This is a genomic window from Bradyrhizobium sp. RDM12 (genome assembly GCF_051917485.1).
GTDB lineage: Bacteria > Pseudomonadota > Alphaproteobacteria > Rhizobiales > Xanthobacteraceae > Bradyrhizobium.
In genome coordinates, this window is the sequence record NZ_CM133064.1 from 2346660 (window position 1) to 2362860 (window position 16201).

At 65.0% G+C, this 16201-nt stretch carries 11 protein-coding genes and 3 pseudogenes; 7 read left to right on the plus strand and 7 right to left on the minus strand.

What is annotated here, in order from left to right:
• The first annotated feature begins 64 nt into the window (after positions 1–64).
• Positions 65–1921, plus strand: coding sequence for a sigma-54-dependent Fis family transcriptional regulator (locus ACTGJ9_RS11275; protein ID WP_456677119.1), 1857 nt, complete (start codon positions 65–67; stop codon positions 1919–1921).
• Positions 1922–1930: 9 nt separating this feature from the next.
• Here the strand turns inward: ACTGJ9_RS11275 and ACTGJ9_RS11280 are convergent.
• Both ACTGJ9_RS11280 and ACTGJ9_RS11285 read right to left on the minus strand, forming a co-directional pair.
• Positions 1931–2500: pseudogene (locus tag ACTGJ9_RS11280) on the minus strand (flavin reductase family protein).
• A gap of 58 nt (positions 2501–2558) precedes the next feature.
• On the minus strand, positions 2559–3656 hold the full coding sequence (locus ACTGJ9_RS11285) for an LLM class flavin-dependent oxidoreductase (RefSeq protein WP_456678499.1): 1098 nt from the start codon (positions 3654–3656) through the stop codon (positions 2559–2561).
• Positions 3657–3877: 221 nt separating this feature from the next.
• Between ACTGJ9_RS11285 and ACTGJ9_RS11290 the strand changes: the two genes are divergently transcribed.
• The 3 genes and pseudogenes from ACTGJ9_RS11290 to poxB all read left to right on the plus strand — a co-directional run bounded on the left by ACTGJ9_RS11290 (position 3878) and on the right by poxB (position 7253).
• Positions 3878–4792: a 2-dehydro-3-deoxygalactonokinase gene (locus ACTGJ9_RS11290; protein ID WP_456677120.1), complete on the plus strand. Its 915-nt coding sequence runs from the start codon at positions 3878–3880 to the stop codon at positions 4790–4792.
• A 13-nt stretch (positions 4793–4805) separates the two neighbouring features.
• Positions 4806–5438 (plus strand): 2-dehydro-3-deoxy-6-phosphogalactonate aldolase, encoded by a 633-nt coding sequence (locus ACTGJ9_RS11295; protein ID WP_456677121.1) that lies wholly within the window; start codon positions 4806–4808, stop codon positions 5436–5438.
• Positions 5439–5519: 81 nt separating this feature from the next.
• Positions 5520–7253 (plus strand): annotated as a pseudogene (gene poxB, locus ACTGJ9_RS11300) (ubiquinone-dependent pyruvate dehydrogenase).
• Here the strand turns inward: poxB and ACTGJ9_RS11305 are convergent.
• Together ACTGJ9_RS11305 and ACTGJ9_RS11310 are read right to left on the minus strand one after the other, a co-directional pair.
• Complete coding sequence (locus ACTGJ9_RS11305; protein WP_456677122.1) at positions 7250–7615, minus strand: hypothetical protein; 366 nt, start codon at positions 7613–7615, stop codon at positions 7250–7252. The pseudogene poxB and the gene ACTGJ9_RS11305 sit on opposite strands and share 4 nt — an antisense overlap.
• Before the next feature lie 66 nt (positions 7616–7681).
• Positions 7682–8590, minus strand: a complete 909-nt coding sequence (locus ACTGJ9_RS11310) for a PaaI family thioesterase (RefSeq protein ID WP_456677123.1) — start codon at positions 8588–8590, stop codon at positions 7682–7684.
• 137 nt (positions 8591–8727) lie between these two features.
• Between ACTGJ9_RS11310 and ACTGJ9_RS11315 the strand changes: the two genes are divergently transcribed.
• On the plus strand, positions 8728–9045 hold the full coding sequence (locus ACTGJ9_RS11315) for a hypothetical protein (RefSeq protein WP_456677124.1): 318 nt from the start codon (positions 8728–8730) through the stop codon (positions 9043–9045).
• Between the two features lie 9 nt (positions 9046–9054).
• Here ACTGJ9_RS11315 and ACTGJ9_RS11320 read toward each other — a convergent pair whose 3' ends face one another.
• The 3 genes from ACTGJ9_RS11320 to atzD all read right to left on the minus strand — a co-directional run bounded on the left by ACTGJ9_RS11320 (position 9055) and on the right by atzD (position 12657).
• Positions 9055–9933, minus strand: coding sequence for a DUF1186 domain-containing protein (locus ACTGJ9_RS11320; protein ID WP_456677125.1), 879 nt, complete (start codon positions 9931–9933; stop codon positions 9055–9057).
• A gap of 34 nt (positions 9934–9967) precedes the next feature.
• Positions 9968–11443 carry an amidase gene (locus tag ACTGJ9_RS11325; protein ID WP_456677126.1) on the minus strand — a complete coding sequence of 492 codons (1476 nt, stop codon included), beginning with the start codon at positions 11441–11443 and terminating at the stop codon, positions 9968–9970.
• A gap of 107 nt (positions 11444–11550) precedes the next feature.
• Positions 11551–12657: a cyanuric acid amidohydrolase gene (gene atzD / locus ACTGJ9_RS11330; protein WP_456677127.1), complete on the minus strand. Its 1107-nt coding sequence runs from the start codon at positions 12655–12657 to the stop codon at positions 11551–11553.
• Positions 12658–13008: 351 nt separating this feature from the next.
• On the opposite strand from atzD, the pseudogene ACTGJ9_RS11335 reads away from it, so the two are divergent.
• Positions 13009–15347, plus strand: a pseudogene (locus ACTGJ9_RS11335) (Tex family protein).
• 262 nt (positions 15348–15609) lie between these two features.
• Positions 15610–16131 carry a hypothetical protein gene (locus ACTGJ9_RS11340; RefSeq protein WP_456677128.1) on the plus strand — a complete coding sequence of 174 codons (522 nt, stop codon included), beginning with the start codon at positions 15610–15612 and terminating at the stop codon, positions 16129–16131.
• Positions 16132–16201 lie beyond the last annotated feature (70 nt).

Sequence of the window (16201 nt, forward strand, 5' to 3'; positions counted from 1 at the left end):
CCGATTGACATCCCCGCCTGTGGTGCCAGACTTTGCACAATAATACAGGGTGGAGACGTCCGCGATGGCCAGCCTTTCGGCCTCGAATCATGTCGCCCGTGTCTTGTCCGTCGCCAATCATGTGGCTGACGTCGATGCGGAGTCGCGGATCGCGACCTCCTGGCGGCGCTGTTTGATCAGCCACAAGCTCGATCCCGCCCGCCAGGGCCCGCCGCAGACGCTCACCGAAGCCGAAGTCCGTCACGTCGCCGAGCCCCTGGAACAGACCATCAGGCTGCTCACGCCCGAGCTCGACGATCTTGCCCGCGTGCTGCGCGATGCCGGCTATTGCGTCAATCTCGCTGACGCGAACGCGACCATGCTGTTCAGCCGTCTGCCCGGCGAGGCCGACGCGCGGATGTTCATGGACTGGAAGATCTATACCGGTTCGAACTTCGCCGAGACGTTTGAGGGCACCAACGGGCTCGGCACCGCGCTCGCAGAGCAGAAGCCGATCCTGGTCCATCGCGACGAGCATTTTCGCGCGCAGTGGCACATGTTCTCCTGCGCGGTCGCGCCGCTGTTCGATCACGCCGGGCGTCTTGCCGGGGCGGTGAACATTACCTCGTGCCGCGAGGATCTCGAACGCGCTGCGCATCAGCTTGCACTTGCGGTGACGATGGAGGCGACGCGGCGGATGGAGGGCGCAATCTTCCGCGATCATTTCCGCAATGCGTGGATCGCGACCGTGCCGGGCGATGGCGGCAGCGGCCTGCTTGCCTATGATGACGATCGCCGCATCGTCGGCGCCTGCCGCTCGGCGCGTGCCTTGCTGGGCCTGACCGACGGCCTGATCGCATCCGGCATCGATCTGTCGCGCTACGTCAAGCTCGACCACCACACCGCGCGACATGCCGACGAGATCGTCGAGCTGCGCCGCGCCGACGGCCGTCCATTAGGCCAGGGCCGTCTCGCGCCGCCGCTGCGTGCAAAATCCGCGACGCTGCGCCGTGATGCGTCCGTCGATCGGTTCGATGCGTTGCATCGGCTCGCCGGCAATGATCCCGGCCTGGACAGAAGCGTGAAGCGGCTCAGAAGCATCGGCGATCGCAATCTGCCGGTGCTGCTGCATGGCGAGACCGGCGTCGGCAAGGATGTGTTCGCGCGCGCCATTCATGCCGCGAGCAACCGGGCCCGCAACAACTATGTCGCGCTGAACTGCGCGGCGATGCCGGAGAGCCTGATCGACGCCGAGCTGTTCGGCTACGAGGCCGGCGCCTTCACGGGTGCGCGCCGCGACGGCTCGAAGGGCCTGATCGTGCAGGCCGATGGCGGTACGTTGTTCCTGGATGAGATCGGCGACATGCCGATCGCGCTGCAGACGCGGCTTTTGCGCGTGCTGGAGAATCGCGAGGTCTGGCCGCTCGGCGCGCTGAAGCCGGTGCCGGTGGATATCCGATTGATCAGCGCCACCCATCGCGACCTCGGCCGCATGGCCGAGGAGGGCGCCTTCCGCGCCGACCTCTATTTCCGCTTGCGCGGCATGGAGGTGCGGCTGCCGGCGCTGCGCGAGCGCGCCGACCGGGATGACATCATCCGCCAGATCGCGCGCGAGGAGGCGCCGAACTGCAGGCTCTCGGATGAAGCCTGGTCGCTGCTCGCAGCCTATCGCTACCCCGGCAATATGCGCCAGCTCCGCCACGTGCTCCGGCTCGCCGGCTGCACGGCGGAGGATGGTGTGATCACGGATGCCGATCTCGACCTGCCGCCGTTTGGCGGAAGGGCCACGGAAACGGACCTCCAAGCGGCCGAACGCGCGACGATCGTCCAGACGCTTCGCAAGCATGGCGGCCGCGTCACCGAAGCGGCGCGCGCCCTGAAACTCAGCCGTGCGACGCTGTATCGCAAGATCAAGCAGCTGAAGATCGAGACGGCGCAGTAGTCGCCGCTCCTACGAGAAATCGCTCCAGCTCAGATGCCGCAGAATCGAGGTCGCCGACTGAAACGGTGCCGCGGATTTCGTGAGGGTGTGGAAGCTGCTGCGCAGATAGACGAGCGGCGAGGCGCCGTCCGAGTGCGTCGCGCCGCGCACCTCGCCGACGAAGATCGAATGCGTCCTGGCCTCGAATTCCTGCGTCAGCACGCAGTCGAACGCGGCCACCGCATCGGTCAGCACCGGCGCGCCCGTGGCGCCGCGCGTCCACTGTCCAAAGGCAAAGCGGTCGTCACCATTGACGCCCTTCTGGCCGCTGAAGGTGAGGGCGAGCAGCGCGTGATCCTCGTGCAGGAAATTGATGGCGAACGCACCTTCCTCGCGGATGCGCGCATGCGCGCTGGCGTTGCGGTTGACGCAGACGATCAGCGATGGCGGACTGTCCGACAGCGAGCATGCCGATGTCACCGTCAATCCCGTGCGCTTGCCGTGCTCGGCGCCAACAGTGACGAGCGCAACGGCGCCGGCGCATTGGCGCATCGCCTGCTTGAAATCCTTGGCGTCGAAAGGATTGGCGTCGACGGTCACGCGGACATCTCCGAATTGAATAGCGGGTGCGGCAGGTTCGCGCCGCACCCGCATTCGGTCAAGCCGCCTTCTTCGCGGAGCCGAGATGCTTCAGGCGCGGCATCACCTCGTTCTTGAGCAGCGAGAGCGAGTGGTGCCAAGCCTCCGCCTTGTGCTTGTAGTCGAAGCCGAACACCAAGAGCACGCCGAAGCCGCCGACCTCGTCGTAGATATTCTCGATCTTCTCGGCGACGGTTGCGGGCGAGCCGACGATCCAGTTCCGCTTGGCGCAATATTCGACGGTGACGTCGCTGTCGGGCACGTCGGGCGCATGCTTCAGATAGTCCTTGAAGCCGAAATGGCCGAGCAGCGGCAGGAAGTATTCGCTCATCATCCGGCCCATCATGTCGCCGGTCGAGAGCTTCCACGCCTCCTCGTCAGTGTCGGCGACGAACACCTCGCGCACCAGCCGCCAGTCCGCGCGGTTCGGCTTGCGCCCGGTCTTGGCGGCGCCGATCTCGACCGAGTCCCAATGGCTGCCGACATAGGCCGGATTGAGGTTGAGGCTCATCGGGATGAAGCCGCGCTCGCCCGCGAGCTTGAGCGTGTCCGAGTTCTTCGAGAGCCCGGCAACGCCGATCGGCGGATGCGGCGCCTGCAACGGCTTGATGTGGGGCTTGAGGAAATCGAACATCGTGTCCGGCTTGGTCACCGTCCAGAACTTGCCCTTGTAGGTGAAGGGCGCGGGGTCGGACCACAGCTTCAGGATGATCTCCAGCGCCTCCCGGGTCATGTCGCGGTTCTGCCCGCTCATGCCGTCGACGTTGAACATCGCCCAGTCGCTCGGCAGGCCGGAGGCCGCAACGCCGAAATTGAGCCGGCCCTCAGAGAGATGGTCCAGCATCGCGACGCGGTTGGCGAGCTCGGCCGGGTGGTGATAGGGCAGCAGGAAGCCGCCCGGTCCGATGCGGATATTCTTGGTCTGCATCAGCGCCTGCGCGATCAGAAGGTCCGGCGTGGGATTGGGTTCCCACGGCGCGGTGTGGTGCTCGCCGACCCAGGCCTCCTGATAGCCGAGCTCGTCGAGCCAGCGCATGACCTGCAGGTCCCAGTCCTGTCCTTCCTTCAGGCCGCACTCCGGCGGGTGCGAAGGCATCGTGAAATAGCCGATCTCCATGGGTTTCCTCATCTGATGTTGACGCGTCTTGCTGCGCGTTCCGGGACGTAAACGAGAACAGCTTCAGCAAGCGGTGTGCCAGCGCGGGCCGTGGCCCAGACCTGCGAGAAAAGGCTGGTTTGGGGCCGCAATAGCCGATATCCCGGGGCAGATTTGCGGAGCGTCCGTCTCATTGTCGCGAGACGGCGTCTTGGCGTTGAGACTTGAGGATACGATTCGAAATGACCGAACCCGCTTTTGTCGCGGTGGACTGGGGTACCAGCAGCTTTCGTCTGTGGCTGGTCGATCGCACCGGCCACGTGCTGGCCGAACGCCGCAGCGACGAAGGCATGATGGCGGCCGCCAAGGCCGGATTTCCCGGCGTGCTGCAATCGCATCTGGCCGCGGTTGCCGCGCCGGATCATCTGCCCGTGCTGGTCTGCGGCATGGCCGGCGCGCGCACCGGCTGGGTCGAGGCCGGCTATGTCGACACGCCGGCGCCGCTCTCCGCTGTGCTGAAGCAGGCCGCGCGTGTGCCGGGCGAAGCGCGCGACATCCGCATCCTGCCGGGCATCGCGCAGCGCGATACAAGAGCGCCGGACGTGATGCGCGGCGAGGAGACGCAATTGCTCGGCGCACTCGGCCTGGAAGCCGCGGGCGAGGCGCTGGTCTGCATGCCCGGCACCCATTCGAAATGGGTGCGGGTGAAGGACGGCGCGGTCGCGCATTTTTCGACGTTCATGACCGGTGAGCTCTTCAGCGCCGTATCGCGCGAGACGATCTTGTCGCTCGCGGTGGCCGGCGCCGATGATGCCGAGGATATCGCGAGCTTCAAGGCGGCGGCGAAAGCCGCCTACGAGGCGCCGGCCTTCGCCGCAAACCTCCTGTTCGGCGCGCGGTCGCGTCAGCTGCTGTTCGGCGGCACGCCGGCCGCGGCGCGCGAGACGCTGTCGGGCACGTTGATCGGTGTCGAGCTCGCCGCGGGTCTCTCAGGCCCTATGCCGAAAGCCGGCGTCACGCTGATCGCGTCGGGACGGCTGGCGATACTCTACCGGCAGGCGTTCGATGCGCTGAAGGTCGACGTGAACCTGATCGATGCCGATGAAGCGGTGCGCCGCGGCCTCTCGATGGCGGCTGTGGCGATCTGGACGAAGTAAAAGGACTCTTGAGATGAGCGTTCCCTTTCCGCCGATGAAACGGCCCCTGGTCGCGATCCTGCGCGGCGTCAAGCCCGAGGAGACCGAGGCCATTGTCGGCGTGCTGATCGAGGCCGGCATGACCGCGATCGAAATCCCGCTGAATTCGCCGGATCCGTTCCGTTCCATTGGGCTCGCGGTGAAGCTCGCACCGGCCGGCGTGCTGATCGGTGCTGGCACGGTGCTGAGCACGGCGGATGTCGATCGTCTCAACGACGTCGGCGGCACGCTGATGGTCTCGCCGAATGTGGATACGCAGGTGCTCGCGCGTGCGCATCAGTACGCCATGATCACGCTGCCGGGCGTCTTCTCGCCGACCGAGGCACTGCTTGCCGCGCGTTCCGGCGCGTCCGGCCTGAAATTCTTTCCGGCGAGTGTGCTCGGCGCATCCGGCATCGCCGCGATCCGCGCCGTGTTGCCCGCCGGTGCGATGATTGCCGCCGTCGGCGGCGTCTCCGACCAGAACTTTGCGGAGTATATCAAGGGCGGCGTCACGGCGTTCGGGCTCGGCTCCAGCCTCTACAAGCCCGGCATGTCGGCGGCCGACGTCGCCGCGCGTGCGAAAGCGACGATCGACGCCTATGATCGGGCGATTGTGAAAGACTGAAACCGCAATAAACAAGCCGTGATGTCGTCACGGTCGTGCGTTGTCCTATCTTGCTGCTACCGGTGAGATCAGGAGACCGACATGGCGATCAACAACATAGCCGATCTGTTCGTGGCAACGCTCGAACAGGCCGGCGTCAAGCGCATCTATGGCATTGTCGGCGACAGCCTGAACGGTCTCACCGAGGCGCTGCGCCGCCGCGACACCATCGCATGGGTGCACGTCCGCCATGAGGAGGTCGCGGCGTTCGCGGCCGCCGGCGAAGCCGAGATGACGGGCAGCCTTGCGGTGTGCGCGGGTTCCTGCGGGCCGGGCAATCTGCATCTGATCAACGGCCTGTTCGACGCACATCGCAGCCGCGTCCCGTGCTGGCGATCGCGGCGCAGATCCCGTCGGCCGAGATCGGCGGCGGCTATTTTCAGGAGACGCACCCGCAAAACCTGTTTCGCGAATGCAGTCATTATTGCGAGCTGATCTCGGATCCGAGCCAGCTTCCTTTCGTGCTGGAGAATGCGATCCGCGCGGCGGTGGGGCTGCGCGGCGTCGCGGTCGTCGCCATGCCCGGCGATGTCGCCTTCCGCGCGCCGCCGAAGCGCGCGTTGTCGACGACCCGCGGGCTTGCGTTGTCCCCGCCAAGGTCGTGCCGCAAGCCGACGAGCTGAAGGCGCTCGCCGATCTCCTCAACGGCGCCGAGCGCATCACGCTGTTCTGCGGCCGCGGCTGCGCCGGCGCGCATGCACCGCTGATGCAACTCGCCGAAGCGCTCAAGAGTCCGATCGTGCATGCACTCGGCGGCAAGGAGCATGTCGAGTACGATAATCCCTACGATGTCGGCATGACCGGTTTCATCGGTTTCTCCTCGGGTTATGCCGCCATGCACGCCTGCGATGCGCTGGTGATGCTCGGCACGGATTTTCCCTACAAACAGTTCTTCCCTGACGATGCCAAGGTCGCGCAGATCGACATTCGTCCGGACAATCTGGGACGGCGGTGCAGGATCGATCTCGGCCTCGTCGGCGATGTCAAGCTGACCATCGAGGCGCTGCTGCCGCTGCTCAAGACCAAGACGCAGCGCAAGCATCTCGACGCCGCCGTTGCGCACTACAAGAAGGCGCGTGAGGGCCTCGACTCGCTTGCCAAGGGCACGCCGGGCAGCAAGCCGATCCATCCGCAATATCTGGCAAAAGTCATCAGCGACCACGCGAGTGACAATGCCGTCTTCACCGCCGATGTCGGCACGCCCACTGTGTGGGCTGCGCGCTATCTCAACATGAACGGCCGCCGCCGCCTGATCGGCTCCTTCGTGCACGGCTCGATGGCCAACGCCATGCCGCAGGCGATCGGCGCGCAGGCCGCGCAGCCCGGCCGCCAGGTGATCTCGCTCTCGGGCGACGGCGGCTTCACCATGCTGATGGGCGATCTGATCACACTGACGCAGATGAAGCTGCCGGTGAAGATCGTCATCTTCAACAACGGGGTGCTCGGCTTCGTCGCACTGGAGATGAAGGCGGCGGGCTTCGTCGACACCAATGTCGATCTGGAAAATCCGGACTTCGCGGCGATGGCACGTGCGATGGGCATCTTCGCCAAGCGCGTCGAGGACCCCGGCGAACTCCCCGGCGCGATGAAGGAGATGCTGGCCCACGACGGCCCGGCGGTGCTCGATGTCGTCACCGCCAAGCAGGAGCTGTCGATGCCCCGACCATCACGGCGGAGCAGGTCAAGGGGTTCAGCTTGTGGGTGCTGCGCGCGGTGATGAACGGCCGCGGCGACGAGGTCGTGGATCTCGCAAAGACGAATCTGCTGCCGCGCTAGCCGCGCTTCGCCGACGGCACGGGCAACCGCTCATGGCGGCGCTGGAAGCGCTGCCAGTGCAGCACGATGCCGATCAGCGCCGCCGGGATGAAGCCGAGCACGATCAGGAAATGCGGCAACTCCTTCGGCGAGATGAAGGCGATCGCAATGTCCGAGATCAGCCAGAGCGCTGCGAACATCACCGCGAAATCCGTGCGCGGGCAGCGCAGATAGTAGAACACGGCGGTGATGACCACGGCGGGCCCGATCGCGATGGCGATCATGACCGCCGTCAGCTCTTTCGGTGTCAGCGCGTCGAGCACCATCGACGCCAACAGCCAGATGGCGGCAAACATGGCGATGATGTCGATCGGATGCCGCAACCGAATACCCCTCGCAGGAATGCGCTATGGTTGAGTCCGGAGCCTGTTCCGTCAAGTAAAATACGCCTATTCCTCGTCGCTTCCGGGCGTCGGACGCAGCATGAAATGACCGAAGGCGGAGGCGATCGGCTTGTCCGGATCGTCCTGCCAGGCCCGCGCCTCGAAGGCGACGATACGCCGGCCCTGTTTCACGATCGAGACATTGGCAATGGTGTCCAGCGCGCGGCCGGAGCGGAGATAGTTGACGGTCAGCCCGATCGGCTTCGGCAGCGTCGCGATCCCGAGCTCGCGCCGCACCCCGAGGATCGCGGTGGTCTCAAGGAAGGCGCCGGTCATGCCGCCATGGATCGCGGGGAGGATCGGGTTGCCGATGATTTTCGGTGAGAACGGCATCGTCAGCGTGCCGTCATCATTCACGAGAATACCGAGGCAGCGCGCGAACGGGCTGTTTGCGAACGGCCCATCCGGATTCTCCGGCGCCTCCAGCGTCGGAATGCTGCGCGAGTCCATCCTGCGATCTGCAAGCATGTTGGTGCGGTTGGCGCCGATCATGAAGCAGGCGGTGGCCGTCGCCACCGGATCCTCCTCGGACTCCTGGTAAGCCGTGGAGCGCACGAAGGCGATCGAGCGGGTGGTGCGGTAGCAGACTGAGTGCGCCTTGATGTCGAGGCCGGGCGTGGCTGGCTTCTGGTAGTCGATGCGCAAGTCGAGCGTCGCGATCGCGCTGGTGCCGTCGAGCGCGAGCTGCACCGCCATGCCGCAGCTCTCGTCCAGCATCGCGGTGACGACGCCGCCATGCAGCACGCCGGTCTCGGTATCGCCGACGAAGACGGGCCGGTAGGGGAGGCTTGACCAGGCTTCGCCCGGTGCAAACCCGTCGAGCTGGAGTCCGCTGATATGGCCGTAATCGGAGCGGCGGCCCTTGATGTCTTCGGCGAGCTCCTCGAAGGGAAGCGTGATCGGTGTGGTGGACATGGTGATGTTCTAGACCACTGCCGGGCGCCGCGCAAAACCCGCATGCACCGCCGCACGACGGCCGGTTTGGCCTCGACAGAGCCGGCCGAAGCAACGATGGTGGGCGCTTCGCCCGTCGACTAGCCCAAGGAGTGCCCATGGCCGATCCTGAAACACCCGCCACCAGCCCGGGGCCTGTCACCATTTCCAGCTCGAGCTCGGAGCGGGCGCCGATCATCTATTTCGACGGCGCCTCCTGCTTCGGTCATCACAACGGTGCGATCCAGATCGAGCTCGCTGCGAACCTTTTGATGCCGATCGGTGCCGCCGTCAGAGTCGACGTGGTCCAGACCGCCCATCTGCGCTGCAGCCCGGCCGCGGCGCTGGCCTTGCGCGAAGCGCTCGACAAGGCGCTTGCGATGCTCAAGCTCGGACAGCAGCAGCCGGAGGAAACGATTCCGGACGTGAAGAATTGAGGCCGGAAGTCAGCCGGCGGGACTCGCGTTAAGGCAGCATTTCTTGAATTTCTTTCCACTGCCACAGGGGCAGGGATCGTTGCGGCCGACCTTGCGAAACGGATTGCGTTCGGGATGATAGAATGAGACCGGCGTTGGTTTCTTTGTGGGTGGCTCCGGATTGAAGGAGGCCCACGTGGACAGTTCCAAAATCGTATCGTCGAATAAGGTCAGATCATTTTCGGCGCGGAGAGGCGGAGCATCGGGATTGTCGAGCGTGTATTGCAGATCTCCTTCGAAATCCGCGTATGAAAGCCACGATTTCTCGATGAATCCTTGTGCAAAGGCGCGTTCAACCAACGGCTTCAGACTGGAGAGTCCAAGCCAGGCAATCGATTGCTGCCAACCGGACCAGACATAACAATAGTCTTGCGGCCGAATCCGGTCGTAGCACTCGCGCAAGAATTGTTCGGACCAGGCGCGCGAAACGTCTCCGCGCAAGGTCAATAGTGCGATCGCCTCGATCATGCGTGAACGAACGAACTCATCAGCATTTTCATCATGGATGATCTCGCACAATGGCTGCATGTTGCCATCGAACACGGACGCCATCACGCGGTGAGTCGTCTCGGTGATTGCACCGCCCAAGACAGAATCCACGAGGTCGGGGGGCCTGCGCAAGAATCTTGCAAGCACCGGGTAGGCAGGATTCACGCGCCATTCGCCAAGGAGGTGGAACGCGAAGAACAACGCTGCCTTGTAATCCGGTTGACCAAGCGATTCGACTTCTTCGAAGGCACGCAAAAAGACGGGAATGACCGAGTCTTTGTCGGCCCGCGCCGCTTGAATCGCTTCGGTCGGAAGACCCTCGGTCTTGTTGAGGCTCTCCAGAATCTGGAATGGGTCCAAGTCGTGTCCTCCGATGGATCAGCGTAATATTACTTCATCCCTTCGCCACGTGGACCTTTGCCGTGTTGCCGCCGTTCCACTTGCCGTCGAGCGCGCGTTCGATCTGGGCGGCGAGCTGCAGCAGCAGGCCGTCATTGGCCTGCTTTGCAATCGCCTGGATGCCGAGCGGCAGGCCGTGCTCTTGGGCTGCCATCGGCATCGAGATCGCCGGCATGCCGCAGAGATTGGCGAGCGGCGTGAACGCGAAGAAGCGCCAGAGATTGCCGAACCAGTCGAGCACGTCCGGATTGTCCGACATGGTGAGATATTCCTTGGTGCCGACCTTCGGCGTCGGCAGCGCCGTGATCGGCGTCAGGACCACGTCCCACTGCTCGAAGAAGCTGCCGAAGCCGCGCGACGTGGTGTTGAAGACGGTCTGCATTTTCGCCCGATCGGCGAAGCTGGTGTGAAGCCCGGCTTCCCAGATCCGGATGTTCATCGGCTCGATCAGATCCTCTGGCGGGCGCTCCAGCCCGCGCGCGGCGAGCATGTTGGAGATCACCACGGAAAAGTTCGAGATGTAGCAGGTGGTCTGCGCCGCGAAGGCGGCACGGAAATCGAGCTCGGGCAGCGCGTAGTCGACGTGATGGCCGAGGCCCTCGAGGAAGCGGCCGGTTTTCTCCAGTTCGGCTACGATCTCGCGCGTCGCGGTGTAATCGCCCCAGGTGTGCGACAGCGCGATGCGCAGCTTTGACGGGTCGCGCTTGATCATCTCGCTGTAGGGCTGCGCAGTGGTCCAGAACGGCATGAACTCGCCGGGTGCGGGCCCGCGGGCATGGTCGACGAAAGCCGCGGTGTCGCGCACCGTGCGCGACTGGCAGCCCTGGATTGAGACCAGGCCCGTGAGATCAGACATGTGCGGCGCGAGCGAGAACACGCCGCGCGACACCTTCAGCCCGATATTGCCGTTGACGCCGGCGGGAATGCGGATCGAGCCGCCGCCGTCGGTGGCGTGCGCGATCGGCACCACGCCGGCCGCCACCATCGCGGCGCTGCCCGCCGACGAGCCGCAGGTGGTGTAGTCGGTATTCCAGGGATTGCGGGTGACATAGACGGCGGGATTATCGGCCGAGCTGCACACGCCGAATTCCGGCGTCGTCGTGCGTCCGATCAGGTTGAGGCCGGCGTGGCGGAATTTGCCGGTCAGGAACGTGTCGGCCGCGGCGCGATTGCCGCGCATCAGCAGCGATCCCATCTCCTGCAGCCGGCCCTTCATGGTCGGCCCCAGGTCCTTCATCAGGAAGGGCAGCCCGGCGAACGGACCGGCGAGATTGGCGCCATCCTTGGCGGGATCGGCGATCACGTCATCGAACAGCTCGACCACGCCCGACAGCGTCGGATTGACTTTGGCGACGGCCGCCGCTGCCTGACGTGCCAGTTCCTTCGCCGTCAGCTCGCCCTTGCGGACGCGCGCCGCCAGGCCCACGCCATCGTGCTGCGCCCATTCATTCCAGGTCATCGGCAAAGTCATGAAGTCAAATCCTCAAGGTGCGGGCGCCAGCTTTTTCGCAAGGTGCCGCCCGGATCAACTGAGCCGGCACGAAGGGCAGGGTTGCGCCGGACGGAGAGGTCGCGGCATCATTCCTTGAGCCTGGCGATCGCCGCGACCGGTCCGCCGCCGCCAGGCCCCTGATGCTCCGCGCCGCCGGAGACGTAGACGGCGCTGGTGCCGGTAAGGCCGGCGATCAGGCCGCCGACGGCTGCGCGGGCATGGCGTGTCGAGCTGATGTCGGTGTCTTCCAGCATGGTGTGGCGGAAGCCGCGCACGGTGCCATCAGGCGAGGCCTCGGCCTTGGCGAAGATATTGACGAGCTCGCGGCCCGGCTGCAGCGCCGTGCCAAGCCCAGCGCTCTTCAAGGCGGACATCACCGCCGCTGCATCGATGGCATCATTCATCACCGCATGCCCGATTTCGAACTCGCTTGCTGATGAGGCCGAGTTACCTAGCACGATGACGACGTTGTGCATCAGCTCGATCCCCGACGAGGTTGAAGCAACCTTCGAGAACAGATCGTAGCGCCGCAGTACAACGTCATCGCTTATGTCGGATGGGACCTCGCCGAGCGCAACCGCAACACCGAGTGCGGAGGCGCCGCGCGAATGGGCCATGGAGCTGTAGGCGCTGATCGTCGCCGTCTTGTTGCCGCGCGCGGCTGCCGCCTCGACACGTTCGCTGGTGAGCAGCGGGCATTTGATCTGGACGAAATGGACGTCGGCGGCGTCAGCGATGCCGGCATCGGCCATCGCGGCCGTCACTGCCTTGGCGGTCTCGGTGATCTGTGCCGAGCGCCCAAGCTCTTCAGGCAGAAAATCGCGTGTCTGCGCCATGCCGATGCTCAGGCGTTTGCCGGAGACGCCCGCCGACCACTCCGCAACCTGCTGGCGCGTGAACACCGTGATGTGCGGGCTGAGCACGCCCTCGGTGCCGCCGGACATCACAAACGCAATGCGCTGCTCGACTTCGTGCGGCGTCAGATCAAGCTTCGGTGCCAGCGCCCCGCACAGGGCAGCGACGGCATATTCCCGGGTGAAATCATTGACGCCGCCATTGCCTTCGGTCTTGCCGAGGATCGCCAGGATGGAGGCCGGATCGATCGCGCCCGAGCCGATCAGACTCATGAGGCCGGAAACGTCGCCGGGGCCCTTGGTGGCGACCTTGAAGACGCCGACCGATGTTGTCCGCATGGATAGTCCTCGTGGGAAGTTCGGTGGTCCGGCAGGGTCAACCAGCCGCGGAAGTGGGGTAGCTGTCAAGCGGCAACAGGATCCTGCGTCGTCCACTCCGTCATTGTGGAAACAGCGTGCGCTATAGTCCGTTCTCGTCCCCCGGACGCAGCGCATCCGGGACAGGAGAGCGCGTCCGCAGACCCCGCGACATCCCCACGATTGTGGCGAGATCGCATCGGTTCAACAAAAAATCCTCTGTCGACGGTTGCGCGCCGCACCTTGATGAATCAACCTCGGTTGGTCCATAAGCGGCGTCCCGCGGCCGGATTTCGGTTTGCGTCGCGTGCTTGGATATAAAGGGATTCTCGCGTGGCAAATATCAACCAGAAAATTGCGCAGGAGCTTGGGGTCCGGGCGGAGCAGGTCGAGGCGACGGTGGCGTTGCTCGACGGCGGCGCGACGGTTCCCTTCATCGCGCGCTACCGCAAGGAAGCGACCGGTGCGCTCGACGACGCGCAATTGCGCACCCTGGAGGAGCGGCTGGGCTATCTGCGCGAGCTCGAAGACCGCCGCAAGGCGATCCTCGAATCAGTCCGCGAGCAGGGCAAGCTCGATTCCGCGCTGGAGGCCTCTATTCTCGCCGCCGACAGCAAGGCGCGCCTGGAAGACATCTATCTGCCGTTCAAGCCGAAGCGTCGCACCAAGGCCGAGATCGCCAGAGAGGCCGGCCTCGAGCCGCTCGCCAATCAGCTGATGGCTGAACCCGGCAACGATCCCAAGGTCGTCGCAGAGGGCTTCATCAACGCCGAGAAGGGCGTCGCGGATGTTGCGGCCGCACTCGACGGCGCCCGCGCCATCCTGGTCGAACGTTTTGACGAAGACGCCGACTTGATCGGCGTGTTGCGCGAGGAGATGTGGACCAACGCGCGCATGGCCTCCAAGGTGCGCGACGGCAAGAAGACCGAGGGCGAGAAATTTGCCGACTACTTCGATTTCTCCGAGCCGTTGACCAAACTGCCCTCGCACCGCATCCTCGCGATGTTCCGCGGCGAGAAGGAGGAGATCCTCGATCTCCAGATCCAGGCCGAGGCGGAAGTGCCGCCCGCCGGCGTGCCCGGAGCCTATGAGCTGAAGATCATGAAGCGGTTCGGCATCGCCGATCTCAAGCGCGCCGGCGACCGCTGGCTGATCGACACCGTGCGCTGGGCCTGGCGCACCAAGATCCAGGTGCATCTCAATATCGACCTGCGCATGCGGTTGTGGAATGCGGCCGAGACCGAAGCCGTGCGCGTGTTCGCCTCGAACCTGCGCGACCTCCTGCTGGCCGCGCCGGCCGGCACCCGCACCACCATGGGGCTCGATCCCGGTTACCGCACCGGCGTCAAGGTCGCCGTGACCGATGCGACCGGCAAGGTGGTCGATACCGCCGTGATCTATCCGCACGAGCCGCAGCGGCAGTGGAACGAGTCGCTCGCGATCCTCGGCAAGCTTGCGATCAAGCACCGCGTCGAACTGATCGCGATCGGCAACGGCACCGCCTCGCGCGAAACCGACAAGCTCGCGGGCGATCTCGTCAAGGGCCTCGCCGAGCTGAAGATGAGCAAGATCGTGGTGTCGGAAGCCGGCGCGTCGGTCTATTCGGCCTCCGCTTTCGCCTCGGAGGAATTGCCTGATCTCGACGTCACCCTGCGCGGTGCGGTCTCGATCGCCCGCCGCCTCCAGGATCCGCTCGCCGAGCTCGTCAAGATCGAGCCCAAGGCGATCGGCGTCGGCCAGTATCAGCACGATCTCGGCCAGGCCAAGCTTGCAAAGTCGCTCGATGCCGTGGTCGAAGACTGCGTGAACGCGGTTGGCGTCGACGTCAACACCGCTTCGGCGCCGTTGCTCGCCCGCGTGTCGGGCGTGGGCTCCGGCCTGGCGCAGAGCATCGTGGCGCACCGTGACGCCAACGGGCCGTTCAAGTCACGCAAGGCGCTGAAGGAAGTGCCGCGGCTCGGCCCGAAGGCGTTCGAGCAATGCGCCGGCTTCCTGCGCATCCTCGGCGGCGAGGATCCGCTCGATGCCTCCGGCGTACATCCGGAAGCCTATCCGGTGGTGCGCCGGATCCTCGCGGCCACCAAGAGCGACATCAAGGCGCTGATCGGCAGCAGCGAGATCGTGCGCACGCTGAAGCCGAAGGATTTCGTCGACGAGACCTTCGGTCTGCCGACCGTTACCGACATTCTGCGCGAACTGGAAAAGCCCGGGCGCGACCCGCGTCCGGCGTTCAAGGCAGCGGTGTTCAAGGAAGGCGTCGAGGAGATCAAGCATCTCCAGAAGGGCATGATCCTCGAGGGTACCGTCACCAACGTCGCCGCCTTCGGTGCCTTCGTCGACATCGGCGTGCACCAGGACGGTCTCGTGCACATCTCGGCGATGTCAAAGACCTTCATCAAGGATCCGCGCGAGGTGGTGAAGCCCGGTGACATCGTCAAGGTGAAGGTGCTGGACTTCGAGGTCGCCCGCAAGCGCATCTCGCTGACCTTGCGGCTCGACGACGAAGTCGGCGCCAAGAAGGACGCCCCCGGCATGCAGCGCGACAACGGCGCACGTAATCCCGCCCGCATGACCTCGTCGGCGCCACGTCAGCAGGGTCTTCCGGCGGCGGCGGCGCCCTCGCCGAGGCAATGCGTAGGGCTGCGGAGAAGAACGGCGGCAAGCGCGTGTAGGAGGTGAGCTGCCCGACATAGGGCGAGTTCTATCCATGTCGTCATTGCGAGTATAGCGAAGCAATCCAGAGTCCCTCCGCGGAAACAGTCTGGATTGCTTTGTCGCAAGCGCTCCTCGCAATGACGAGGAGACAGCGCGAGGCCTCCCTAACTTTCGCGTCAGAATCTGGCGCGTTTGTAAGTTGAAGGTGCTTGTCCCTTCCTCTCAACTGATCCTCCTCGCGCGGCACCGGTGTCGCCGCGCAGCACGGAGGATGCTTCGATGGACAACAGGCTTCTCAAACGCCTCACTGCGGTGACGATCGCCGCAACGATGGCGCTGGCTTCACCGGTACTCGCCCGCGGCGGAGGTGGCGGCGGCGGCCATGGGGGTGGTGGCTTCGGCGGCGGCGGACGTGGCGGAGGCGGCTTCGGCGGCGGGATGCACGGCGGTGGCTTCGGTGGCGGCATGCACGCAGGAGGCTTCGGCGGAATGCATGTCGGCGGCATGGGCGGCGGTGCGCACTTCGCCCATATGGGTGGACCAGGCTTTGCTGGACCGTCCTTCGGCGGCGCGCGCTTCGCGCATGCGGCGATCGGGCCGCGTTTCGCCGGGGCCGGCTGGCACGGCCGACCCTTCATCGGCCGTCACGCCTTCTTCTTCCATCATCACCATTTCCGTCGTTTCGCCGTGTTCGGCGCGCCTTACTACTACTCCAACTATTATGACGATGGCTGCTGGCGCAGGAGCTTGACGCCCTCAGGGTGGCAATGGGTCAATGTGTGCGGGGACAATTGGTACTAGCATTGCCGTACCGCACCATTGTCGCGATCGCCACCGGGTGTTCCGCTCAGCCCCGGAACGGGATAGTCTG

Bases quoted from the DNA above. Each gene is read 5' to 3' on its own strand.
- ACTGJ9_RS11295 (WP_456677121.1), top strand. From the start codon at position 4,806: ATGAGCGTTCCCTTTCCGCCGATGAAACGGCCCCTGGTCGCGATCCTG.
- ACTGJ9_RS11315 (WP_456677124.1), top strand. From the start codon at position 8,728: ATGGCCGATCCTGAAACACCCGCCACCAGCCCGGGGCCTGTCACCATT.
- ACTGJ9_RS11340 (WP_456677128.1), top strand. From the start codon at position 15,610: ATGGACAACAGGCTTCTCAAACGCCTCACTGCGGTGACGATCGCCGCA.
- ACTGJ9_RS11285 (WP_456678499.1), bottom strand. From the start codon at position 3,656: ATGGAGATCGGCTATTTCACGATGCCTTCGCACCCGCCGGAGTGCGGC.
- atzD (WP_456677127.1), bottom strand. From the start codon at position 12,657: ATGCGGACAACATCGGTCGGCGTCTTCAAGGTCGCCACCAAGGGCCCC.
- ACTGJ9_RS11275 (WP_456677119.1), top strand. From the start codon at position 65: ATGGCCAGCCTTTCGGCCTCGAATCATGTCGCCCGTGTCTTGTCCGTC.
- ACTGJ9_RS11325 (WP_456677126.1), bottom strand. From the start codon at position 11,443: ATGACTTTGCCGATGACCTGGAATGAATGGGCGCAGCACGATGGCGTG.
- ACTGJ9_RS11310 (WP_456677123.1), bottom strand. From the start codon at position 8,590: ATGTCCACCACACCGATCACGCTTCCCTTCGAGGAGCTCGCCGAAGAC.
- ACTGJ9_RS11290 (WP_456677120.1), top strand. From the start codon at position 3,878: ATGACCGAACCCGCTTTTGTCGCGGTGGACTGGGGTACCAGCAGCTTT.